General features: G+C 58.3%; 20 protein-coding genes and 2 pseudogenes. 6 read left to right on the top strand and 16 right to left on the bottom strand.

The genetic code is table 11. The features are described from left to right. Positions 1-102 precede the first annotated feature (102 nt). Complete coding sequence (locus tag M5G11_RS03900) at positions 103-450, top strand: helix-turn-helix domain-containing protein (protein ID WP_273909537.1); 348 nt, start codon at positions 103-105, stop codon at positions 448-450. Between the two features lie 373 nt (positions 451-823). On the opposite strand, the gene M5G11_RS03895 is transcribed toward M5G11_RS03900, so the two are convergent. The 5 genes from M5G11_RS03895 to M5G11_RS03875 form a co-directional block, all read right to left on the bottom strand. Next, positions 824-1030: a hypothetical protein gene (locus M5G11_RS03895; RefSeq protein WP_273909538.1), complete on the bottom strand. Its 207-nt coding sequence runs from the start codon at positions 1028-1030 to the stop codon at positions 824-826. Positions 1031-1072: 42 nt separating this feature from the next. Further along, on the bottom strand, positions 1073-1969 hold the full coding sequence (locus M5G11_RS03890) for a recombination directionality factor (RefSeq protein WP_273909539.1): 897 nt from the start codon (positions 1967-1969) through the stop codon (positions 1073-1075). An 80-nt stretch (positions 1970-2049) separates the two neighbouring features. Next, the gene (locus M5G11_RS03885) at positions 2050-3054 is read right to left on the bottom strand and encodes a YqaJ viral recombinase family nuclease (RefSeq protein ID WP_010562427.1); all 1005 of its coding nucleotides are present in this window, start codon (positions 3052-3054) and stop codon (positions 2050-2052) included. A 73-nt stretch (positions 3055-3127) separates the two neighbouring features. After that, complete coding sequence (locus M5G11_RS03880; RefSeq protein WP_273909540.1) at positions 3128-4096, bottom strand: DUF932 domain-containing protein; 969 nt, start codon at positions 4094-4096, stop codon at positions 3128-3130. A gap of 92 nt (positions 4097-4188) precedes the next feature. Beyond that, on the bottom strand, positions 4189-4518 hold the full coding sequence (locus tag M5G11_RS03875; RefSeq protein WP_081480315.1) for a hypothetical protein: 330 nt from the start codon (positions 4516-4518) through the stop codon (positions 4189-4191). 476 nt (positions 4519-4994) lie between these two features. Between M5G11_RS03875 and M5G11_RS03870 the strand changes: the two genes are divergently transcribed. Next, complete coding sequence (locus M5G11_RS03870; RefSeq protein ID WP_081480316.1) at positions 4995-5276, top strand: helix-turn-helix transcriptional regulator; 282 nt, start codon at positions 4995-4997, stop codon at positions 5274-5276. Next, entirely contained in the window at positions 5269-6699 is a 1431-nt protein-coding gene (locus tag M5G11_RS03865; protein WP_081480317.1) for a YfjI family protein, read from the top strand. Before M5G11_RS03870 ends, M5G11_RS03865 begins: the two co-directional genes overlap by 8 nt. Positions 6700-6805: 106 nt before the next feature. Here the strand turns inward: M5G11_RS03865 and M5G11_RS03860 are convergent, their stop codons facing one another. The 3 genes from M5G11_RS03860 to M5G11_RS03850 form a co-directional block, all read right to left on the bottom strand. After that, positions 6806-7546, bottom strand: a complete 741-nt coding sequence (locus tag M5G11_RS03860; RefSeq protein WP_130926023.1) for a hypothetical protein — start codon at positions 7544-7546, stop codon at positions 6806-6808. Positions 7547-7575: 29 nt separating this feature from the next. Further along, positions 7576-8772, bottom strand: coding sequence for a tyrosine-type recombinase/integrase (locus M5G11_RS03855; RefSeq protein WP_042946344.1), 1197 nt, complete (start codon positions 8770-8772; stop codon positions 7576-7578). Between the two features lie 392 nt (positions 8773-9164). Next, positions 9165-9875 carry a LexA family transcriptional regulator gene (locus tag M5G11_RS03850; RefSeq protein WP_273909541.1) on the bottom strand — a complete coding sequence of 237 codons (711 nt, stop codon included), beginning with the start codon at positions 9873-9875 and terminating at the stop codon, positions 9165-9167. Between the two features lie 575 nt (positions 9876-10450). On the opposite strand from M5G11_RS03850, the gene M5G11_RS03845 reads away from it, so the two are divergent. Continuing rightward, entirely contained in the window at positions 10451-10765 is a 315-nt protein-coding gene (locus M5G11_RS03845; protein WP_273909542.1) for a hypothetical protein, read from the top strand. A gap of 54 nt (positions 10766-10819) precedes the next feature. Here M5G11_RS03845 and ppa read toward each other — a convergent pair whose 3' ends face one another. The 8 genes from ppa to exaC all read right to left on the bottom strand — a co-directional run bounded on the left by ppa (position 10820) and on the right by exaC (position 19155). After that, complete coding sequence (ppa, locus tag M5G11_RS03840) at positions 10820-11347, bottom strand: inorganic diphosphatase (RefSeq protein WP_273909543.1); 528 nt, start codon at positions 11345-11347, stop codon at positions 10820-10822. A gap of 91 nt (positions 11348-11438) precedes the next feature. After that, positions 11439-12254: a M90 family metallopeptidase gene (locus tag M5G11_RS03835; RefSeq protein ID WP_273909544.1), complete on the bottom strand. Its 816-nt coding sequence runs from the start codon at positions 12252-12254 to the stop codon at positions 11439-11441. A gap of 9 nt (positions 12255-12263) precedes the next feature. Then, positions 12264-12914 carry a DedA family protein gene (locus M5G11_RS03830; protein ID WP_273909545.1) on the bottom strand — a complete coding sequence of 217 codons (651 nt, stop codon included), beginning with the start codon at positions 12912-12914 and terminating at the stop codon, positions 12264-12266. A gap of 223 nt (positions 12915-13137) precedes the next feature. Next, positions 13138-13596 carry a GNAT family N-acetyltransferase gene (locus tag M5G11_RS03825; protein WP_273909546.1) on the bottom strand — a complete coding sequence of 153 codons (459 nt, stop codon included), beginning with the start codon at positions 13594-13596 and terminating at the stop codon, positions 13138-13140. A gap of 111 nt (positions 13597-13707) precedes the next feature. Continuing rightward, positions 13708-14526: an ethanolamine ammonia-lyase subunit EutC gene (eutC, locus tag M5G11_RS03820; RefSeq protein ID WP_273909547.1), complete on the bottom strand. Its 819-nt coding sequence runs from the start codon at positions 14524-14526 to the stop codon at positions 13708-13710. A 9-nt stretch (positions 14527-14535) separates the two neighbouring features. Then, a complete protein-coding gene (locus M5G11_RS03815; protein WP_273909548.1) occupies positions 14536-15930 on the bottom strand; it encodes an ethanolamine ammonia-lyase subunit EutB in 1395 nt (464 codons plus the stop codon). Positions 15931-15982: 52 nt separating this feature from the next. After that, positions 15983-17431: an ethanolamine permease gene (eat, locus tag M5G11_RS03810; RefSeq protein WP_273909549.1), complete on the bottom strand. Its 1449-nt coding sequence runs from the start codon at positions 17429-17431 to the stop codon at positions 15983-15985. Positions 17432-17634: 203 nt separating this feature from the next. Continuing rightward, a complete protein-coding gene (gene exaC, locus M5G11_RS03805; protein ID WP_273909550.1) occupies positions 17635-19155 on the bottom strand; it encodes an acetaldehyde dehydrogenase ExaC in 1521 nt (506 codons plus the stop codon). Positions 19156-19421: 266 nt separating this feature from the next. Here exaC and M5G11_RS03800 point away from each other — a divergent pair. Beyond that, positions 19422-21132: pseudogene (locus tag M5G11_RS03800) on the top strand (sigma-54-dependent Fis family transcriptional regulator); the annotation flags it as partial. A gap of 71 nt (positions 21133-21203) precedes the next feature. After that, positions 21204-21350 (top strand): annotated as a pseudogene (locus tag M5G11_RS27480) (helix-turn-helix domain-containing protein); the annotation flags it as partial. Between the last annotated feature and the right edge of the window lie 23 nt (positions 21351-21373).

Here is a 21373-nt window from a genome sequence, read left to right as displayed (position 1 = left end):
ATAAAAAGTCGAATATCAACCTTTTGGGGCGAGTCTCGGTTTGAGAGGTCCTTCATGTCAATAGGTTGATCGCCAACTATCCAGGTTGAACTGGAGGGCGGCATGTCAAAAACCGAATCGAAGCAACTGGCGGAGCTGGTGGGCCAAGCAATTGCTCGCCAGCGTGTCCGTTGCAAGCTGAGTCAGGAGCAGGTGGCCGAGAGGCTTGGGATTGGCAGCGAGGCGGTGTCGCGCATCGAGCGCGGGATCGTGATGCCCAACATTGAGCGATTGGTGGAATTAGCGGGCATTTTCGGCTGTGAGACAGCCGACTTGCTGACTGAGGGAAGTTCACGTCCGGAAGATCAGTCGCGTCGACTTTACGATCTGCTGTCGACCCTGGACATGAGCGACCGTATGCTCGTCATGGGCATGGTGGAAGGGCTTGTTGAGCGTCTCGGTCGTGGCTGAGCAGCGGTTTCACGGCGGCGGAGGAACTGGCTCCGCTGGCTCTTCGTCGAATCGCGCGCCGCAACACAAGCATAAGCAATCGAACCCCGCGAACTGATACTTTCCGACATCGTCAGCGACTCGCAGTGCTGATGGGTAGGTTGGAGCGGTAGCGGCCAGCCCGTTCAGGAGTGAGTTGTATCCAGGACGACCTTGAGCGTTTTCATGCGTGTTCTGAGATCCCCGTAATGCTCCATCGGCCAGGCCGATCAGTAGGGTGATGCCCCTTGCGGCCTCCAGGGTGAGTACGGCTTTCGAGTCGCAGATCAAACATTGTCTGATCATCGTTCATTCTCCTGATGAGTGAGTACGGCAATGTGGTGTCTGGCCACCGTTACGTGGCAGTGTTTTTGGTGGGTTTGTTCTGGATGGATGCGCTCAACACCTTAAGCAGGCGATTCAGAATCCAGCACGCCAGCAGTACGGCGATCAGCAGTGGCGGGAAACGCAACATCAACATAATGCTTACGACCAACGTGCCGGCTGCCGCCAACGCGCCAACGAACGCAAACAGGCAAAGCAGAAATCTCATTAGTGTCATTTCGGATCTCCAAAGTCTTCCTGAAGTCAGACTGGGGTTTGGTCATTGGGTTTGAGTGGCGAGCGCTTCGAGCTTGCCGGCCAGTGAGTTGGAGTTGGTTTGTGGTGCTTTGCATTGCTCCGTGGTAACGGTTGCATCCGGGCTTGAAAAGAACTCTTCAATCACAGCACCGCTGTCTTCCTCGCTGTCCTCAAAAGCGCCGTTGCTAAAGCCTCGTCGAGCCGCCTCATCCAGCGCTACCTGATCAAATCCCGCTGATTGCCGTTGGGTCTCAAGTTCGTTGGCAGACTGCAGCATCTCTGCGATGTTCATGCCGCCGCGCACGGTCAGGTCGACGTAGAAAATCGGTGTGCCATGGCTCTGTCGTGTCGACTTGCCACGCAGACGCAATTCCAGCGGTAGGCAGGCCAACCGGTTACCCGAGATGGCCTGGAAGTAATGCAGCCGAGCGGCCAGGGTGCGGATGCTGTTGAAACCAGTAGTGCGGAACACGAAACTGCCTAGCGGATCGTCATCACCGATCAGCACATTCAACCTGCCATAGGGCTTGCAAGCTCCGCCTTTGGCTAATGAACAAGCATCCGGCGAGGGGCAGGGGAGTGATTGCATACCGTCCTGCGTGACACGTTTACAGGCCTCGCCATTGCCGACACACAGCGGTCGTCCAGACTGGCGATCGAACAGGGTGTAGTCGGCACGGAAGTTCAGATCTGGTTCGTTGAACAGCAGGCGCACCGGGATGCTGCGCAGCTTGTCTTCCTTGCTCTGGCGTAGTTCGTCATTGAGTGGGTGTAGTAGCCAGCCGTCCCGGCTTTGCACCTGGGACGTGATGGTGAATTGATCATCTTTCTCCGGCAGGCGTTTACCGTTTTTCTCGATGACTTTGCCGATGGAGATGCGTCCGAGCGCAGGGGGTGTCAGGGCTAAGCCTTTCAACATGATGGTTCTCCTGGAAATGAAAAAAGGCCGGCCACGCAGCGCGAACTGCATGGACTGGCCAAGGGGAGGTAATAGCGGAGTCAGTTGATCAGGAAGCGGCGACTGCCTTCCTTGGTTTTGGTGTAGCGAACTTGTAGGTAGGGTTTCTCTTGCAATAGGCGTTGGACATCGAGTACGGCACTGTCCTTGGATTTTTTCCAGCTGATGTAACCGCTGGAAAACTCCGCTCGGGTGGCCTCGCCCATGGCCTGCAGTAGTATCTGCTTGAGCTGGGCCTCGCGCGTTTCCTTCTCGCCAATGGACTGGCGAACGGCCTTAAGTTCCAGGTAGGCCTCTGCTAAACCGGCGCGACTGCTGAAGTCGACGGTCTGGCCGTTGTCTTCTGGGTACAAGCAGCGCAAAGCTGCTTCAGCCGATGCGCTACCGTCGGCCGGTGGCGGGGTATCGGTTTCCACGTAGGTCCAGAACTTGCGCTCCAGTTCGATCAGGCGAGCGATCATTTGCTCGTCACGCTCGATGCGATGAATCTCCAGGTGCTGACCGCCCAGCAGTACCGCCACATCCGCGGCTTGCTTGCCAGTGACGGCGAGCTGGTGCATCACTTGAAGTTGGACATACTCGGGCACGCCTTCCTTCCAGAGACGTGCCCCGTTTATGCCGGCGGTCTTGCATTCGAGGATCTGCACGTCGTCTCCGCCAATTACCTCGCGGTCGATGTTGGCCAGCATCCAGGGCAGTTCGGGGTTCGGATGCTGCAGCACGGCGTTAATCCGCCGCACTTTTTTACCGGTGCGCTTGCTGTAGTGCCAAGCGACGATGGGTTCCAGCACATTGCCCCAATAGGCTGGACTCTCTTCATCATGAGGATCTATTTTCGGTAGCGTGGCATCGCGACCAGTCTTTTCAAGCCACAGCTCCAACTGCGACTTGTACGGGTTGAGCCCAACCGCAGCGCCTGCGTCGGAACTACCGATGCCTTGTTTACGCACTTCAAGCCAGTCCTCGCGCGGCAGTTCCTTGGTGCTGACCAGGCGAAGGGCAGGGCGGAGCTTCGGGGTACTACTATTCAATGAGGTTGCTTTCATCGTGTTCACCTTGCAGGCATAAATACGCCCGACCAGCACAAGGCTGACCGGGCGTGGCGATTGACGAGAAGGGTTAAGCTGCGAGACGCAGCGCTGCATCCAGGGCGCGTTGCTTGATTTGCGAACCCTGACCAAACCACGCTGAGTCCATGCGGTACTCATTGCTACGTGCGCGGCGCTCGTGATCGACGTACTCGGTCACCGCATTGAGCAAGCCCCAGGCGGTTCCGCGTGCCGATTCGAGCTGGCTGCCCCGACCACGGCCTTCATACAGCTCTTGCACCTTTCGTAGGGCGCGTTCGTTGGGTAGTTGCTCTGGTAGTTGATTGCTCGGATTTACCTCACACAACACCGACATGAAATATCCAAGAGCCTCATGCCACTGGACCTTGCGTTCAGCGAGATGGCGCATGCGATACATGAACTCGTCCCAGCCGGAGACGGCTATGCCGAGTTGCTTCTTCACTGCCTTCGGATCGAAGCGGGTATTGTGCGGCACCTTGATTGCACGAGATGAGCCGTCCAGGGCTATCGTCAGGGTGTTGTTGCAGACCACGCGCACGGTGGTGGGTGTTGCCGTGGTGGCCAGGGTGCCGTCGCAGGACGTGGCCAGCAGCAGGTAGCCGTTGACCTGATCGTTTCCTTTCAGGGCAGCGCCTTGTCCGGTGCGCGCAAGTGCCCAGAACTTGCGCCCGCCTTTGAGTACCCCCGCAGTCTCCAGCTCGTAGCCGGAGACCTCGGTGAGGTCACGATAAAACTCCAGCACCTCACGCGGCTGCACGGTGTGGTAACGCTGGGAGACCACCGACAGCGGTGCTTTAGTATCGGAGCGGTAGAGCACCTTCTGCTCCGGAAAAGAATGTATAGCGCCGATGTGGCCGACGGCACCCGATTTGAAGTGTACGGGGCTTTCTTGGATCGCCCAGTCCATCCCAGCTTCGCGTTGCCAAACTTCGATGGGTTGCTTCTGAGTGAGCTGATTGCCCAGGCCATGCCAGGGAGTTTCGCCAGCGTAGGCCATAGTTTCGACGAGATGAGCCATTGTTTTAATTCCTTTAGGTGCAAGCCGGCATAAAGCGCCACGCAGAGCGCAGCACCGTCCGGACGAAATAAATAGAGGGGAGGTTGACTTGGTTAGGTCGGGAGGTTGAAGTGGTGGCCACATAGCAAGCAGAGGTTGTGGGCCAGGACGTGGCGATCGAGCGACTCACCCAGTTGGGCGCCGAGAGCACAGCCGGCGACACCACCGGCCAACCCGCCGAGGATGGCACCCGATACCGAACCGAGGGTGATACCTACAGGGCCGGCGATGGCGCCAATAAGCGCGCCTGCTTGGCCTCCAGCAAGCGCAGCACTAACGCCGCGCACAGCACCACCCACGGTGCCGATGGCCGCGCCGACTTTCATGGCGTGATGAAAAGAAGCGACTTTGGGGGAATGACAGCGAGGGCACTGCAATGACATGGGGCGAACCTCCTTGGGGGTGATGTCACTGCGATTATGTGTGGCTGAATTCTTTTCGAATTGAAGTGCTCAGGTTAGACCAAGCATCGGCATACGAATTGAAGCCTTAGAGCGCGCGACGCCCCATCTCTCCAAGCTATCTACTCTAAATAGCGGCTATTTTGGCTATCCGTAGCCAAAATAGCCGCTATTTTACCAATGTATGCGCCAAACTCACGATTTCTAAAAATCGTTATTACGATAAGTCAAGATGTGTGCTTGGAAATTTCTCGCTGACTTCCGGTCACTGCATCCTCGCCCAGGAATCATCCACGTGGAGCCTTTTGCGGTAGGTTGTGGGTCTATTTAAGTTGTTTTCGTAAAAGTCAATATTGGCGCTAACAATTTTATTAGATTTTATAAGCGCGGGCGGTTCGGTTGTGAGCGCGGCCTAATAACATTTCCCCTGTGTATTCAGAGCGTAACGAGAGGGTGAAATGGAAAGGGAAGATGAAAGAACAGCGATTGCTACGTCTGATGCGAGGGAGGCGGTACTGCGAATTAAGCAGGTAATTGGTCGTTTGGGAGTGGCGCGCTCTACGATATATGATTGGATGAATCCCAGGTCTCCAAGGCATGATCAGGAATTTCCTTTGCCAATAAGACTTTCGAGTGTAACTGGCAGGGGGGCAATTGGTTGGTTGGAGTCTGATATATGCCGATGGATTGAATCGAGGCTTTCAGTTGTCCCAGGGGGCGGAGGGGGGCGAAATGTTTGAGTCAAAGGGTAAAGGCCTTCCCCCAATTAATAGCAAGTTTCCAGCAAGTTTGCAGTTTCCCCTCCTTAATTCAGCAATTGACGAGGTTGAAAGAAATATACAGTCTCCAAGGCCGTTAATATTTTTTGGGGCTTTGACTGCTATCTCAGTAGCGGCTCAGGGGAGGTTTGATGTGCGCAAGCCTATTGGGCAGTGTGTACCGCTGTCATTATTGATGCTGGCGATAGCTAGTTCAGGTGAGCGTAAGTCGTCTTCAGAAAACGTTTTCTTAGAGCCTGTTCGTGAGTTTCAAAAAACACAAGATGTTGTGTGGAGGGCGCAGCTAGGAGAGTGGGAAGTGAGGGATAAGATTTGGCTCGCTAAAAACAAAGAGCTGTTAAAGCGAGTTGAAAAGGCATCAAGTAGAGGTGAGTGTACTGAGCTAGTTGAGCAAGAGTTAATAGCGAATGCTTTGGTTCGTCCGGTTAGACCAAGGCAGTGCAAAATGATTTATGAGGACTCAACTTCGGAGGCGCTGTTTTGCGGGCTTTATCAAAACATTCCAACGGCAGGTATTATTTCAAGTGAAGGTGGTTTGAAGGGGCGGGCGTTTAACGATTTATCTAAGCAGAACGCAATGTGGAGCGGTGATCCAGTGGTGGTGGATCGTAAAACGGCGGAAAGCTATGAGCTTCATGGGGCTAGATTGACTGTTTCATTTATGACGCAGCCTAGCGCTTTTAAGTCGTATATTGATTCCCATGGTGAGAAGTCTCGTGGGTCTGGGCTGTGGGCGCGCTTTTTGGTGTGTTTTCCTGAGTCAACTCAGGGGACAAGGGTTTTGAGCGGTGCAACAATTTCATGGGATCATATTAACAATTATGCAGGTCGATTAAAGGAATTACTTTCTTATAATTTAGGGCTTTTGCATTCCCCTAATCAAAAACGTAAGATAATTTCATTTGCTCCTGCGGCTTGCGAGAGATGGCTTCAGGTGTTTAATGATATCGAGTCAGAGATCAGGGAAGGTGGCAGATTTTATGCCGCGGGGGATCATGCCTCAAAATTGGCGGATAATATTGCACGGGTAGCGGCGTTGTTACATGTCTTTGAGGGGTTTGATAGTGATATATCGATTGAGACGTTGAATTTCGCAATCGACTTTTGTCTTTGGTGTTCCGATGAGTTTTATCGGTTATTTGTCCCTCCGAGGGAAATAGATTTAGATGTTTATGAATTGCGCGCGTGGTTTGACAAATATCGTGAGGATGGCTTTGAAAATGTGAGGAAGAATAGTATTCTTCAGTATGGGCCGCGAAGATTGAGAAGTAAGATACGTCTTGATGCAGCGCTGGACGAGCTTATTTCTCTAGGCGAAATTTCTTATTCTGAACAAGGAAGTACGTTGGTGGTGGATTTTTCAAGGAGGGGGTACTTATTTTAGCTAGTGGTCTTTTCTCTTCTGCCGAGAAAGCTTTGAGACTGTATTTTTCAAATAAAATTTATAAGGCCAGGGTCGTAGTACTCTGGCTTTTTTATATGCCCCTAATTTAGCGTCGCTTTTTACGTAGTGCCTTGTATGTTTCCTGATTGCAGGTGTTGTGAATGAGCTCTTCGGTTATGAAGTTCTTTAGGTCTTTAATCGTTTCTTGTGCTTGGATTTCTGAGAGGTAACTTTGAAATTTCATGCTGGTATAAATTGCTTCAATGGTTTCAGATTCGGTGCCCCATCCATTTTTCGGTGGGTTTTTCAGCAGTAGAGAGAAGTGATCTCTTATTTTTGATATTTTTGATTCCTTCCGGTTTCCGCCTTCAGTTGCGCGTTCGCGCCTAAACTTTTCTTCGTCAATATGATTCTTGTAACCATCAAGGAATCCTAGTAAGTAGGATGCATGCGATATATAGATAAATGCTTTCTCTGTATTATTTTGTTCTACTTGTAGTTTTGCGCTTAGATAATAAACTTTTGCGTAGAAAAAATACAATTTAATTTTGCTTCTTTTTTCTTCGTCGTATGTGTTTGTCCAGCAGCTTAGAATGTCCTTCCATGTGATTTTTGGGGTTTCTAAAAACCTTGATATGCTCTGGTCTATGTGGCTGTTTAATTCCTTTGGCCAGTTTTTTTTCAGGGTCGCTCTGAGTATTAGGTGTGTGTGATTTAGTAAGTTGTTTAGTTTTTCTTCTTTTGCCTCTATTGGGTGAGGGAGAAGATTTTTACTTTTTTTCTTTAAAGGTTTATTTTTCGAATATAGAGAATTTAGAAGTTCGGTGAGAGTTTTATTGTCTTTCATTGTGTGGAGGCTCATTTATGAATTGTAGGCTATGGTAAGGATAAAAAAACAGCCCAGTCCGCCATTAGAGCACGGCGTTTTTCTAGAAAGTCTGAACGCGAGTAAGCCCCTTCTGTTTGATCCCTCTCATCGTGAGCCAGCGCCATTTCACAGACTTCACGTGGGTAGTGTGTGCATTCGCCAGCCCAATCACGAAATGAAGATCGAAAGCCATGGCGAGTGATGTGCTCGTACCCCATGTCGTGCAGGAGGGTTCTGATAGCATTTGCATGCATCACCCCTGTCTTGCCTTGGCCTGGGAACAGAAAGGGACTTCCTTCGTCTCGCAGAATACTCTTCACAAGCTTTACCACTTCTTCGGCAAGCGGGATTACGAAAGCTACTCGCATCTTCATTCGCTCATCTGGCAGTGACCAAGTGCATGCTTCCAAATCAAACTCATCCCAACGAGCGAACCTAATCATGTGGGCGCGTGCGCTGGTCATGATCAGCAGTTGAGCGGCCCAAGACGGAGGTGTGGCGTTTACCCTAAGCTTTACCATCAGTTCCGGCACTTCCTGCCAGCGCATTGCTTCGAAGTGCTCACGCTTCCGAGCCTTCCTCTTTTCAGAGCGGCTCAACAGATTGTCTAAGTGCCCGCGCCAGCGAGCAGGGTTCTCACCTTGTCGCAGGTTACGTGCCTTGGCTGCGTCCAGGACTTGTTCTATTTGTCCACGTACCTCGTCAGCCGTTCTGGTCTTGGTGGCCCAGATGGGTTGCAATATCTTAAGTACTTCGGGAGTACCTATGTCTTCGGCTGAAAGCTTGCCTATGTGATCAAACGCATACAGCTCCAGCTTCCGCAGCCACCCTTTACGCCACTTTTCCGACCACGCCGCGCCGTGAGCATCACGGTATTGCTTTGCGAGCGTCTCGAATTTTAGTTGCTTGGCTTCACTTGCACGCTGGGCTTCCCGTTGAGCGGCGCGCTCTATATCTCTGGCTATCAGGGGATCAATGCCATCACTTAGTTGGCTGCGTTTAGCGCTGGCGTCTTGTCTGGCTTTCTTGAGACTCACCTCAGGGAATGAGCCTAGGCCCATCTCTCTGCGACGGCCCGCCAGCTGGAAGCGAAGCAGCCAGGATTTACGCCCGGTAGATTTGACGACCAAGCGAAGCCCATCACCATCTTCATAGGTGCCGGGTTCGGTCAGATTTTCGACTTGTTTCGGATTCAGTTTACCCATTGGATTTCCCCTGTCGCCCGTTTTGTCCCCCCACCTGTCCCCCCACTTCATCGTCGGATGAGGTCGAATGGCTTTGAACGCCATCGGACAGGGGAATGCTTGAAACTCCCGGAATAGCTACGCTATCAGTAAGATTCTTGGATGGGGTAGGATTATTTCGGACAATTAAAAAGCCGGCTTGTGGCCGGCTTCTCGGGGACAGTCTTGGCTTACTTTTGGTAGGCCGCAACCGCCTTCAAATCGTTGTCCGACGCTTGCGGTCGGTTGGGTCGAGGGCTGTGTGAGGCCTCGCCGGGCCCGCTGGCGTGCTGAAAGCACCCGGGGCTAAATGTGGGCCGTAGCATACTGGGAATGGCTCGCAATGCCCAGCAAAAAATCACCCGCGCAGCCCTTTAGCCCGGCCGCTCCTGGCGCAATTGCGACCACCAGAACACCCACCCGACGATTTCCAACCCCTGATTACGCGCCTGGCTAACGCTATACGTCTCACACGGGAATTCATCACTGTCATGGCTGTGCAAACGCAACGCACCATTCGGTCGCTGGCTCAAGCTGTGAATGCGCAAGCGGCCATTGTGCAACACCGCATACACCTCGCCGTCGATCACCCGGGTAAAACTGCGGTCCACCGCCACCGTACTGCCAAACGGCAGCAACGGCGCCATGTTGTAGTCCGGCATGCACAAGCACAGCGCCTGCTGGCCACTCACGCCCAAGCTATCAAGGGCCTGGCGAGGAATGCGCAGGTGGCGCTGCGGGATAGGCTCGAAGATTTTCGCCTGGGCACGGTAGAAGGGCAGGTAGACGTCGTCCTCCCGGTGCGCCGCCAGCAAGCTGTGGTCCGGCAGTTCAGCCACGGGCTGGTCGCTGGAACGGCTCAGCCGGGGCAGGGGCGTGTGGTGCTTGGGGCCCTCGCCGCTGCGCAGCCATTTGCTGCGCACGCACAACAGTTCGGCAATCTCATCCAGGCGCGCCATCGGCACACCCCGATGGAACCAGTTGTTCACATGCTGCGGGCTTACCTTGCGCTGCGCGGCAAAGTCCGAAGCGGTCAGGTTGCACTCACGCAGGAGCACTCTTAAACGATCACCAGATGTCTTCATGGTGAACAAGTCTAGAAGGCCAGACAGTGGGTTTAAATAAACGATGCGTTCAGATTTTTGAGGATGAAATGAGGGGTTTGAGGGAGATTGCCTAGGATGGTGTAGGAAAGTTTTCTGGTGGCTGTGATTTTTGCCTGGGATATCCAGGTTGCAGGGTTTGCTGCCGCTGCGCGGCAGATCGCCGGCAAGGCCAGCTCCCACAAAAATCAGCGGCATGCCTGGCTGAATGGGTCAGCCACAAGACCTCTGTGGGAGCCGGCCTTGCCGGCGATGAGGCCAGTGCATTCCCATATTTGGTCCTGCGACAATTCCTACGCATTCTTCTGAATAGTCGAGATTGCCGGCGGGAAGCCTTGCCACTAGGCTCAGTCAGTCACTGAAACATTCAGTGATCGGGTTTGGCGACCCGGTTAAACTAGCAACGCACCATAACCTCATCTGTTATGGCGGCTGTGCGTGGGAGGGCTTAGGCCCTGCCGGGTTCGCTAGTTTACCGGTTCGCCAACCCGCGCCCAGCTGCCACCTATTTGTTTGGCGACGAACAGATGGCGGCCTCACTAAACTAGAGATCCGCCATGAAAAAACTCGTCCCCGACCCCCCTCCGCTCCACGACTGCTACACCACCCCGAAATCCATCGGGCACTGCAACGAGCACGACAACCTTTTCTGCGTCGCTCCCGGCATCCACGCCGAAGACGCGCTCGTGCACATCGCGCTGCTGCTGGACTGCGCCTTCACCACCTGCACCCAAGCCATCGAGTTCGGCGAAGGCTCCGCCCGCAGCTTCAGCCAATGCACCCAGCAGTCCGTAGAACTGGCCAAAGGCCTGGTCTCATCGCTGATCGAAGGGGTCGGCCGGTATGCGCCGGCGTCGCCGCATAGCCAGTAACCCGCGGCCACAAAAAAGCCCCGCCAAGGCGGGGCTTTTTCACAGCAAATCGACTCAGCCCTTGTAGGCAGCAACCGACTTGGTGATCTCGGTACGAGCGGCTTCAGCGTCGCCCCAACCTTCGATCTTGACCCACTTGCCTTTCTCGAGATCCTTGTAGTTCTCGAAGAAGTGCTTGATCTGCTCCAGCAGCAGCGCCGGCAGGTCGGTGTATTCCTTCACGTCCACATACAGCTGCGACAGCTTGTCGTGTGGTACCGCGATGACTTTAGCGTCGCCGCCACCGTCGTCGGTCATGTGCAGGATGCCAACCGGGCGAGCACGGATCACCGAACCTGGCGCCACTGGGTAAGGCGTCACCACCAGCACGTCCAGCGGATCACCATCATCAGCCAGGGTGTTCGGGATGAAGCCGTAGTTGGCCGGGTAGAACATCGGGGTAGCCATGAAACGGTCCACGAACAGGCAGTCGCTGTCCTTGTCGATCTCGTACTTGATCGGCGCGTGGTTGGCTGGAATCTCGATGGCGACGTAGATGTCGTTCGGCAGGTCTTTGCCAGCCGGAATCTTGCTGTAGCTCATTGGGCAGTGCCCCCATGTTTGGCCAAAAATTGGCCGCGATTATAGGCATATTCCGCACCGCTTGCCACGCCCACCCGGATGCCCGGCAAGCTCACTCGGCCGCATCGCGGTAATGCGGGTGGTTATGCTGCAATTCAGTCAGGCGGGCCAACGGGTCCTGGCGGTAAAAAGCACTCAACTGCGCGTAAACCGCAGGGTACGCCGCCGACAACACATCCGGCGCCGTGAAGAAGTATTCACTGGTCACCGCAAAGAACTCCGCCGGGTTCTCCGCCGCGTACGGGTCAATGGCCGTCTCGGCATCCGGGTTGCGGTCCAGCTGCCGGTTGAGGTCGTCATAGGCGTGCTGCATCACCTTGGCCCAGTCACTCACGCGCATGTCGTGGTGCAGCGGCGGCAGGCCGTTGGCATCGCCATTGAGCATGTCCAGCTTGTGCGCCAGCTCGTGGATCACCAGGTTGTAACCCTCCCAGCCACCGCTGCCCAGCACGCCCGGCCAGGCCAGAATCACCGGGCCCTGCAACCAGGCCTCACCGCTGTGCTCACCGTCCCACTCATGTTCCACGCCACTGGAGTCGCGATGGCGCTGCGGGCTGACGAAGTCGTCGGGGTACAGGATGATTTCATGGAAGCCCTGATACCAGTTCAACTCCCCCAGGTGCAGCAACGGCAGCTGCGCCTGGGCGGCGAGGAACAAGCGCTGCTCGACGTCCAGTTCAACCCCGGGCAGGGTGGTCAGGTGCTTGGCATCGAGGAACAACACACAGGCCTCACGCAGCCAGTGGTCGTCCTCTTCGCGGATGCCATCGAGTATCGGCAAACGCTCGCGAATCCGCTGCCACAGCAGCGGATCAATCGGGTTTCTCGCCAGGGTTCGGCGGCGGCGCCAGGCGCTCAGGCTCCACATGGGCGCGGCTTAGTGGGCCTTGGCGGCTTTACGCCCCATGCGGCTGCGCACCAGGCCAATGATCATCGGCACCAGCGACAGCAGGATGATCGCGACGATCATGATCGACAGGTTGCTCTTGATGAACGGCACGTTGCCGAAGTAGTAACCCAGGGTCACCAGGCCACCCACCCAGAGGATGGTGCCGGCCACGCTGAAGCCCAGGAAGCGCGGGTAATGCATCTTGGCAATGCCGGCGACGAACGGGGCAAAGGTGCGCAGAATCGGCAGGAAGCGCGCCAGGGTCACGGTCTTGCCGCCATGGCGCTCGTAGAAATCGTGGGTCTGCTGCAGGTAGTCGCGACGGAAAATCTTCGAGTTGGGGTTGGCGAACAATCGCTCACCCGCTGTTCGCCCGACCACATAGTTGGTGCTGTCCCCCAGGATCGCCGCCACCATCAGCAGGCCGCCGAGCAGCACTGGGTCCATGCCACCGCCCGCCGCCACGGCGCCGGCAATGAACAGCAAGGAATCACCCGGCAGGAAGGGCATCACCACCAACCCGGTCTCGCAGAAGATCACCAGGAACAGGATCGCGTAGATCCACGTGCCGTAGTTGGCCACCAGCAGGTCGAGGTAGGTGTCGAGATGCAGAATTAGGTCCAGCGGGTTGAAATCCATGTACGGCACCTGTGTTCAGAACCCGACGCTACGGGCTGGCAAGGACTGGCAGTGCGAATGCGTTGGGTCGCTACCCGGGGGAAGGGTAAAATTTCACACAAATTGAGGGCGGCATTATACGGCCAGAAGCCCGTTATGCCTGCGCAGTTTGTAGCGGCGGATGTCGCGAACATGTGACACGAGGTACCGGCGGTCGCGCAAGGCGACCACCGGTCAGCGGCGATCAGTCGGAATTGATCGGCAGGATGTAGCTCTTGAACTCGGTGTCTTCGTGAAAACCGATGGACTCATAGGTCTTCATGGCCACTTCGTTGTCGCTGCTGGTGGACACGCGCATACGTACGGCGTTGGTCTCCTTGGCCATTCGCTTGGCTTCACGCATCAGGTGGTCGGCCACCAGCATGCGCCGGGAGTCCTCGGCAACGTAGATGTCGTTGAGAATCCACACACGCTTGAGCGAAAGCGAAGAAAAACTCGGGTACAGCTGGCAAAAACCCAGCAATTTGCCGTCGTCATCGTCCGGCAGCGCCAGGTAGATCACCGACTCGCCGCGCTCCAGGCGTTTGTGCAAAAACGAGCGGGAAGAGTCCGGATAAGGCAGCTGCCCGTAGTACTCACGGTATTTGACGAACAGCGGAGCGAGCAGATCCAGATGCTCCAGGGTTGCTTTGATGATTCGCATAAGCAGGCCTCGGGGTCCATGGGAGTTCGGCGGCGAATCTCGGGCAGCCGTTGCCCCAGATGCTGCCTAAAGCGCAGTAAAAGCGCAATCGGCGTAAAACTAGCCGCTCTATCACGGGGTGTTCAGCAGGAAGTTTCCATTTTTTGGGGCGTCCGTGTCTGATTCCAGGGTCTGAATCTGGGCCTCATCCTTCAGGTTGACCCCCGAAAGTTGCCGCCGGCAGGCCTCGCGCATCAGGTACAGCAGGCGATGGGCAGCCATCCCGTAGCTCAGGCCTTCCAGGCGCACATTGGAGATGCAGTTGCGGTAGGCATCGGTCAGGCCGACCTTGGGGTTGTAGGTGAAATACAGCCCCAGGCTGTCCGGCGAGCTCAGGCCCGGGCGCTCACCGATCAAGATCACGGTCATCTTCGCCCCCAGCAGCTCGCCGATTTCATCGGCCACCGCCACGCGGCCCTGTTCCACCAGCACCACTGGCGCGGTCGACCAGCCTTCGGCGGCCACTTGCTCGCCAAGCCGGTCGAGAAACGGCAGGGTGTGCCGATGCACCGCCAGCGCCGACAGCCCGTCGGCGACGATGATGGCCAGGTCGATGCCACCGGGGTTGGCCTGGGCGTGTTCGCGCAGGTGCTGGGCCGAGTCTTCATGCAGGCGCCGGCCGAGGTCCGGGCGTTGCAGGTAGCTGTGGCGGTCGCTGGCGGCACTGTGCAGCAAGAGGCTGGCCTGCCCGCGTGCGCTCAACTGCTCGCGCAGGCCGGCATGGTCGAACGGCAGGTGCACCGCATCGCGGGCCTGGGCGTGGGCGAACTGGAAGTCCAGTTGCGCGCTGGTCGGCAGGCTGGTGCCGGTGCGGCCCAGGGCAATCCGCGCCGGGGTCAGGCGGCGCAGCTCCAGCCAGGGGTTGTCGCGGCTTGGGGTGTGCTTGTCCATGTCTGCTCCTTATCCCAGTTGCGCCAGGGCGTGACGGAAGGCCGGTGGCAGGTTGTCGCCGAACTGCACCCGGCCATCGGCCTGGGTGAAGATGCCCATGCGCGCCAGCCAGCCCTCGAACTCCGGTGCCGGCTTCAGGCCCAGGGTCTGGCGGGCATACAGGGCGTCGTGGAACGAGGTGGTCTGGTAGTTGAGCATGATGTCGTCAGAGCCCGGGATACCCATGATGAAGTTGATCCCGGCCACCCCCAGCAGGGTCAGGAGCATGTCCATGTCGTCCTGGTCGGCCTCGGCATGGTTGGTGTAGCAGATGTCGCAGCCCATTGGCACACCCAGCAACTTGCCGCAGAAGTGGTCTTCCAGGCCGGCGCGGATGATCTGTTTGCCGTTATAGAGGTATTCCGGGCCGATGAAGCCGACCACGGTGTTCACCAAAAAGGGTTTGAAGTGGCGGGCCACGGCATAGGCGCGGGTTTCGCAGGTTTGCTGGTCGACGCCGTGGTGGGCGTTGGCCGACAGCGCGCTGCCCTGGCCGGTCTCGAAATACATCAGGTTCTGCCCGAGGGTGCCGCGCTTGAGGCTCAGCCCGGCTTCGTAGCCTTCCTGCAATACGTTCAGGTTGATGCCGAAGCTGGCGTTGGCCGCCTCGGTGCCGGCAATCGACTGGAACACCAGGTCCAGCGGCACGCCACGGTTGATCGCCTCGATCGAGGTGGTCACGTGGGTCAGCACGCAGGCTTGGGTCGGGATGTCGTAGCGCTGGATGATCGCGTCGAGCATTTCCAGCAGCGCGCAGATCGAGGCGATGCTGTCGGTGGCCGGGTTGATGCCGATCATGGCGTCGCCGTTGCCGTAGAGCAGGCCATCGAGGATGCTCGCGGCGATCCCGGCGGGCTCGTCGGTGGGGTGGTTGGGTTGCAGGCGGGTCGACAGGCGCCCGCGCAGGCCCATGGTGCCGCGAAACCGCGTGACAACGCGGATCTTCTGCGCGACCAGCACCAGGTCCTGCACGCGCATGATCTTCGAGACGGCGGCGGCCATTTCCGGGGTCAGGCCCGGCGCCAGGGCGCGCAGGCTGCTTTCGTCGGCTGCGTCGCTGAGCAGCCAGTCGCGCAGCCCGCCCACGGTGAGGTGGCTGACCACGGCAAAGGCCTGTTTGTCGTGGGTGTCGATGATCAGCCGGGTGACTTCGTCGTCTTCGTAGGGGATCAACGCTTCAGTCAAAAAATGCGTGAGTGGAATGTCGGCCAAGGCCATTTGCGCGGCCACGCGCTCACCGTCGTTGCTGGCGGCGACGCCGGCCAGAAAATCCCCGGAACGTGCCGGGCTGGCCTTGGCCATCACCTCTTTGAGGCTGTCGAATCGGTAGGTCTGGGTGCCTACTGCGTGTACAAAACTTGCCATACAGGATCTCCAGAGCGCCGCAGGGCTGGCCTGCGGCGCGGGGTGGCGGCGGTCAGTGCAAGGCTTCTTCAGCCTTCTGGATCGCAGCGAATTCCTCTTCCGGTGTACCGGCCACCAGGTGATGGCGGCTGTAGAAGGCAAAGTAGGCGATCAGCACGCCATAGATGATGGCTGCGCCAATCACCACCCGTGGGTCAACCAGGAAGCCGGCGATCACCGCGATGCAGGCCAGCACCAAGGCCACGCCCGAGGTGAACACGCCGCCTGGGGTACGGTATGGACGCTCCATTTTGGGGCGTTTGATGCGCAGGGTGATGTGCGCGGCCATCATCAGTACATAAGACAGCGTAGCGCCGAACACTGCAACGAGGATCAGCAAGTCACCCTGGCCGGTCAGCGACAGGGCGAAACCGATGATGCCGGGGATGATCAGGGCCAGCACCGGCGCCTTGCTCTTGTTGGTTTGCGACAGCTTGCGCGGCAGGTAGCCGGCGCGCGACAAGGCGAAGATCTGCCGCGAATAGGCGTAGATGATCGAGAAGAAGCTGGCGATCAGGCCAGCCAGGCCGACCAGGTTGACGAAGCCGCCCATCCAGGTGGAGCCGCCGTAAGCCTTGGACAACGCCTCGACCAGCGGGTTGCCCGAGCTTTTCAGCGCTTCGGCGCCGGCACCGCCAGGGCCGACCACCAGGATCAGCAGGGCGAAGGCCAGCAGCACCAGCATCGCCCCGATCAGGCCGCGCGGCAGGTCACGCTTGGGGTTCTTGGTTTCTTCGGCGGCCAGCGGCACGCCTTCGACGGCGAGGAAGAACCAGATCGCATAGGGGATCGCCGCCCACACGCCGACATAGCCGAACGGCAGGAAGCTGCTGGCGCCGACCGCGTCGGTCTGGGCGATGTCGAACAGGTTGTTCACGTCGAAGTGCGGCACCATCGCCACCAGGAACACGCCCAGGGCAATCGCCGCTACCGCGGTAATGATGAACATCAGTTTCAGCGCTTCACCCACCCCGAAGATGTGGATGCCGATGAAGATGATGTAGAAGGCCAGGTAGATGATCCAGCCGCCAATGCCGAACAGTGACTGGCAGTAGGCGCCGATGAACACCGCGATGGCGGCGGGGGCGATGGCGTATTCGATGAGGATCGCGGTGCCGGTCAGGAAGCCGCCCCAGGGGCCGAAGGCGCTGCGGGCAAAGCCGTAGCCGCCGCCTGCGGTGGGGATCATCGACGACAGTTCGGCCAGCGAGAAGCACATGCACAGGTACATCGTGGCCATCAGTAGCGTGGCGAGGAACATGCCGCCCCAGCCGCCTTGGGCCAGGCCGAAGTTCCAGCCGGCATAGTCGCCGGAAATCACGTAGGCCACGCCCAGGCCCACCAGCAGCACCCAGCCGGCGGCGCCCTTTTTCAGTTCACGTTGTTGGAAATAGTCGGAGCCGACTTTTTCAAAGTCGACAGAAGAACCAGCCGGCACGTTGCCGGAGTGATCGCTTGGCATAGGGTTCACCTGTTTTTCTTATCGTTGCCAGCGGGATGCCGGCTTGTCTGGTGATGGTCTTGCAGAAAGCGAGCCAGAGCGGCTTGGGGCGCTTTGCAGGCCATCGCCGGCAATGCCGGCTCCCACAGGGAATGGCTCAACCCTGTAATTGTGGGAGCCGGCCTTACCGGCGATGGGCCGCGAAAGCGGCCCCAAATCAGGCCCTAGAAGAAGCCCAACGGGTTGATGTCATAGCTCACCAGCAGGTTCTTGGTCTGCTGGTAGTGGTCGAGCATCATCTTGTGGGTTTCACGGCCGACGCCGGACTTCTTGTAGCCACCGAACGCGGCGTGGGCCGGGTACAGGTGGTAGCAGTTGGTCCACACACGGCCTGCCTTGATGCCGCGGCCCATGCGGTAGGCGCGGTTGATGTCGCGGGTCCACACCCCGGCGCCCAGGCCGAACTCGGTGTCGTTGGCAATTGCCAGGGCTTCGGCTTCGTCCTTGAAGGTGGTAACGCTCACCACCGGGCCAAAGATTTCTTCCTGGAACACGCGCATCTTGTTGGTGCCCTTGAGCAGGGTCGGCTGGATGTAATAGCCAGTCGACAGGTTGCCCTCGAGTTTTTCCACCTTGCCGCCAGTCAGCAGTTCAGCACCTTCTTTCTCGGCAATTTCCAGGTACGAGAGGATCTTGTCGAACTGCTGCTCGGAGGCTTGGGCGCCGACCATGGTGTCAGTGTCCAGCGGGTCGCCGCGCTTGATCTGCTTGATCTTCTTCATCACCTCTTGCATGAACGCCGGGTAGATGGACTCCTGCACCAGCGCCCGCGATGGGCAGGTGCACACTTCACCCTGGTTGAAGAACGCCAGCACCAGGCCTTCGGCGGCCTTTTCGATGAAGCTCTGCTCGGCCTGCATGATGTCTTCGAAGAAGATGTTCGGCGACTTGCCGCCCAGCTCCACGGTCGACGGGATGATGTTCTCGGCGGCGCATTTCATGATGTGCGAGCCGACCGGGGTCGAGCCGGTAAAGGCGATCTTGGCGATGCGCTTGCTGGTGGCCAGGGCTTCACCGGCTTCGCGGCCGAAGCCTTGCACCACGTTGAGCACGCCTGGTGGCAGCAGGTCGCCGATGATTTCCATCAGTACGGTGATGCCCAGCGGGGTTTGCTCGGCCGGCTTGAGCACCACGCAGTTGCCGGCGGCCAGGGCCGGGGCGAGTTTCCAGGCGGCCATCAGGATCGGGAAGTTCCACGGGATGATCTGCCCGACCACGCCCAGCGGCTCATGGATGTGGTAGGCCACGGTGTTGCCGTCGATCTCGGCGGCGCTGCCTTCCTGGGCGCGCAGGCAGCCAGCGAAGTAGCGGAAGTGGTCGGCCGCCAGCGGGATGTCGGCGTTCAGGGTTTCGCGCACGGCCTTGCCGTTGTCCCAGGTTTCGGTAATGGCCAGGGTTTCGAGGTTCTGCTCGATACGGTCGGCGATTTTCAGCAGGATCAGCGAGCGCGCCTGCACCGAGGTGGTGCCCCAGGCATCGGCGGCGGCGTGGGCCGCGTCGAGGGCTTTCTCGATGTCTTCGGCGGTGGAGCGCGGGAACTCGGCAATCAGCTGGCCGTTGACCGGGGAGGTGTTTTCAAAGTACTGCCCTTTGACCGGAGCAACGAACTCGCCACCGATGTAGTTCCCGTATTTTTTCTTGAAGGTGACTTTCGCGCCTTCAGTACCGGGATGTGCATAACGCATGGTGTGTCTCCTGGCTATTGTGCTTGTTGAGGGAGGTAACAAGCGTAGAGCAAAGTGCGGGCCACTGCCGGCAGGCCCAGGTAAATCAAGGGCTTGGGCTTTTTTGCAGCGGGGGCGAGGCGGGCGCTGTGACAGCCCTGGCACAGGTGCTGTGACACTTTGTGCCATTTTCGGCACGGCCCGTGACTCGGTGGTCGAGCTGGCATTGCAATGCGCGGGCAGCTGGAGGATGCTGGGCTTCTCTCATCTGCGGAGAACAATAAAAAGTGCAGAGCAATCATCTCAGCCGGCACGCCCGGCAAGTGTTGACGGTGACCCAGGGCAAGGCGCACCTGGAAGGGCCGGGCAGCGATCCGTCGATTGCCCGATCCTGGCTGCGCTGCCTGGAGGACTACCACCTCGACCCGTCGCAAAACATGGCGCCGACCGTGCTGGAACATGGCCGTGTGCTGGAAAGCCGCGAGCGTTTGCAGCAGGTGCTGCAAATCGCCGGCAACGAGATGAACAGCCTGCACCAACAGCTCTCCGGCGCCGGCCATGCGGTGCTGCTCACCGATGCCCGTGGGGTCATCCTCAATTGCGTGACGGCGCCCACCGAGCGGCGCATTTTCGAGCGTGCCGGGCTGTGGCTGGGCGCCGACTGGAGCGAGGCCCGCGAGGGCACCAATGGCATTGGCACCTGCCTGGTCGAGCGTCAGGCGCTGACCATTCATCAGGACGAGCACTTCCGTGGCCGGCATACCGGGCTGACCTGCTCGGCCAGCCCGGTGTTCGACCCCCATGGTGAATTGCTGGCGGTGCTGGATGTGTCGTCGGCACGCCCGGATGTTTCCCGCCAGAGCCAGTTCCACACCATGGCGCTGGTCAACCTCTCGGCGAAGATGATCGAGAGTTGCTACTTCCTGCGCTATTTCGAGAACCACTGGCTGCTGCGCTTCCACTTGCAGGCGGAGTCGGTGGGTTTGTTCAGTGAAGGGCTGCTGGCCTTTGATGGCGATGGGCGGATTTGCGCGGTCAACCAGAGTGCCTTGAACCTGCTGGGGACCATTCGCGGCGGCCTGCTGGGCAAGCCGGTGGAGATGTTCTTTGATTGTGCGCTGGACGAATTGCTCGGCCGCGCCACGGCGCTGGCCAGCACAAGCTGGCCGCTGCGCACCCGCGATGGCCGGCTGCTGTTCGCCAGCCTGCGCGGCCAAACCCGTAGCAGCGTGCCCACCCCGGTGGTGGCGGTGGCCAAGCCGGCGCCAGCGGCGGGTATCTGCCTGGTCGACCCGGCATTGCAAAATGACTTCCGCCGCGCCGTGCGTGTGTTCGAGCGCAATGTGCCGCTGTTGCTGAATGGCGAGACGGGCTGCGGTAAAGAGGCGTTCGCCAAGGCCGTGCATCAGGCCAGCCTGCGTGCGGACAAGGCGTTTGTGGCGCTGAACTGTGCGTCCATCCCGGAAAGCCTGATCGAGAGTGAGTTGTTCGGCTATCGCGGCGGCAGCTTTACCGGTGCGCGCAAGGAGGGCATGCGCGGCAAGCTGCAGCAGGCTGATGGCGGCACCTTGTTGCTGGATGAAATCGGCGACATGCCGCTGGCGCTGCAAACCCGCCTATTGCGGGTGCTGGAAGACCGCATGGTGGTGCCGATCGGTGGCGAGCCGCAGGCGGTGGATGTGCGCATCATCAGTGCCACGCACCGCAACCTGCTGGAGCGGGTGGCGGATGGCAGTTTCCGTGAAGACCTTTATTACCGGCTCAATGGGCTGGAGATTGCCTTGCCGGCGTTGCGCGAGCGCAGTGATAAAACCCAGCTGCTGGATTTCATCCTGGCGGAAGAGGCGGCCGAGCAACCAGTCCACCTTGCCCCTGAAGCGCGCCAGGCCCTGCTCGATTTCGCCTGGCCGGGCAACGTACGCCAGTTGCGCAATGTGCTGCGCACGTTGGTGGCGCTATGCGACAACCAACGCATCGAATACGCAGACCTCCCGCCCATCGTGAAGAAAACGGTGATCACTGTGGGAGCCGGCCTTGCCGGCGATGAGGCCAAACAAGGTCCCGCCGCCCCCCTGCAGGACGCCGAGCGCGAAACCCTGCTGCACACCCTCGAACAACTACGTTGGCACATGACCCATGTCGCCCAGCACCTGGGGGTCAGCCGCAATACCCTGTATCGGAAACTGCGCAAGCATGGCCTGGCGCGGGGCGTCTGAGCGAAACTCAGGATGCGATTTTT

It is taken from the genome of Pseudomonas fontis, from assembly GCF_028656955.1.
Classification (GTDB): domain Bacteria; phylum Pseudomonadota; class Gammaproteobacteria; order Pseudomonadales; family Pseudomonadaceae; genus Aquipseudomonas; species Aquipseudomonas fontis.
Note: the sequence above shows the minus strand (reverse complement) of the source record. Positions and strands in the feature narration are given on the sequence as shown.

Excerpts from the sequence above, each read along its gene's own strand:
- M5G11_RS03900 (WP_273909537.1), top strand. The coding sequence starts at position 103 with ATGTCAAAAACCGAATCGAAGCAACTGGCGGAGCTGGTGGGCCAAGCA.
- M5G11_RS03895 (WP_273909538.1), bottom strand. The coding sequence starts at position 1,030 with ATGACACTAATGAGATTTCTGCTTTGCCTGTTTGCGTTCGTTGGCGCG.
- M5G11_RS03890 (WP_273909539.1), bottom strand. The coding sequence starts at position 1,969 with ATGTTGAAAGGCTTAGCCCTGACACCCCCTGCGCTCGGACGCATCTCC.
- M5G11_RS03885 (WP_010562427.1), bottom strand. The coding sequence starts at position 3,054 with ATGAAAGCAACCTCATTGAATAGTAGTACCCCGAAGCTCCGCCCTGCC.
- M5G11_RS03880 (WP_273909540.1), bottom strand. The coding sequence starts at position 4,096 with ATGGCTCATCTCGTCGAAACTATGGCCTACGCTGGCGAAACTCCCTGG.
- M5G11_RS03875 (WP_081480315.1), bottom strand. The coding sequence starts at position 4,518 with ATGTCATTGCAGTGCCCTCGCTGTCATTCCCCCAAAGTCGCTTCTTTT.
- M5G11_RS03870 (WP_081480316.1), top strand. The coding sequence starts at position 4,995 with ATGGAAAGGGAAGATGAAAGAACAGCGATTGCTACGTCTGATGCGAGG.
- M5G11_RS03865 (WP_081480317.1), top strand. The coding sequence starts at position 5,269 with ATGTTTGAGTCAAAGGGTAAAGGCCTTCCCCCAATTAATAGCAAGTTT.
- M5G11_RS03860 (WP_130926023.1), bottom strand. The coding sequence starts at position 7,546 with ATGAAAGACAATAAAACTCTCACCGAACTTCTAAATTCTCTATATTCG.
- M5G11_RS03855 (WP_042946344.1), bottom strand. The coding sequence starts at position 8,772 with ATGGGTAAACTGAATCCGAAACAAGTCGAAAATCTGACCGAACCCGGC.
- M5G11_RS03850 (WP_273909541.1), bottom strand. The coding sequence starts at position 9,875 with ATGAAGACATCTGGTGATCGTTTAAGAGTGCTCCTGCGTGAGTGCAAC.
- M5G11_RS03845 (WP_273909542.1), top strand. The coding sequence starts at position 10,451 with ATGAAAAAACTCGTCCCCGACCCCCCTCCGCTCCACGACTGCTACACC.
- ppa (WP_273909543.1), bottom strand. The coding sequence starts at position 11,347 with ATGAGCTACAGCAAGATTCCGGCTGGCAAAGACCTGCCGAACGACATC.
- M5G11_RS03835 (WP_273909544.1), bottom strand. The coding sequence starts at position 12,254 with ATGTGGAGCCTGAGCGCCTGGCGCCGCCGCCGAACCCTGGCGAGAAAC.
- M5G11_RS03830 (WP_273909545.1), bottom strand. The coding sequence starts at position 12,914 with ATGGATTTCAACCCGCTGGACCTAATTCTGCATCTCGACACCTACCTC.
- M5G11_RS03825 (WP_273909546.1), bottom strand. The coding sequence starts at position 13,596 with ATGCGAATCATCAAAGCAACCCTGGAGCATCTGGATCTGCTCGCTCCG.
- eutC (WP_273909547.1), bottom strand. The coding sequence starts at position 14,526 with ATGGACAAGCACACCCCAAGCCGCGACAACCCCTGGCTGGAGCTGCGC.
- M5G11_RS03815 (WP_273909548.1), bottom strand. The coding sequence starts at position 15,930 with ATGGCAAGTTTTGTACACGCAGTAGGCACCCAGACCTACCGATTCGAC.
- eat (WP_273909549.1), bottom strand. The coding sequence starts at position 17,431 with ATGCCAAGCGATCACTCCGGCAACGTGCCGGCTGGTTCTTCTGTCGAC.
- exaC (WP_273909550.1), bottom strand. The coding sequence starts at position 19,155 with ATGCGTTATGCACATCCCGGTACTGAAGGCGCGAAAGTCACCTTCAAG.